Below are 526 nucleotides of genomic sequence, written 5' to 3' on the forward strand. Positions count from 1 at the left end.
TTCCGGTACTGAAGAGGCTTACAAGATCTACTGCGAGAGCTTCCTCGGGGCGGAACACCGCGAGAAGATTGAGCACGAAGCGGTCGAGATCGTCAGCGAAGTGCTGGCTTCCGCCAAGTAATCGCTTTTCTTGATGGATAAAGAGCGCTGTTTTTACAGCGCTTTTTTTATGCCTGTAATTTAGATATATCTTTTTCACGGTACGTGCTTGCGCATTTAGATATATCGATCTAGATTAGCGCTATCGACGCTGTTTAGATATATCTAAACAACCTCGTATTGATGTTCACTGTTAAGCGAGGTATCACCTTATGTTTCATCGATTAGGTTTACACCGGCATCACCACCACCATCATGAGTGCGAAGAGGGCCGCCGTCATCGCGGCGGGCGCCATCACTTCGGCGGCGAAGGCGAAGAACACGGCCGAGGTGGGCGCGGTGGCCGGGGCGGGCGTCATCGTCTGTTCGAACACGGCGATCTGCGCCTGGTGTTGCTGGCGCTGGTGGCGCGCAAGCCCAGCCACGG

The 526-nt window shown here is 53.6% G+C and carries 1 protein-coding gene; it reads right to left on the reverse strand.

Going from position 1 to position 526, the window contains the following annotated elements:
• Nucleotides 1–329: 329 nt before the first annotated feature.
• A partial coding sequence (locus SO140_RS46465; protein ID WP_498544276.1) for a hypothetical protein occupies nt 330–526 on the reverse strand: 197 nt, incomplete at its 5' end.

The sequence above is a fragment of the Bradyrhizobium sp. UFLA05-108 genome (assembly GCF_059803455.1).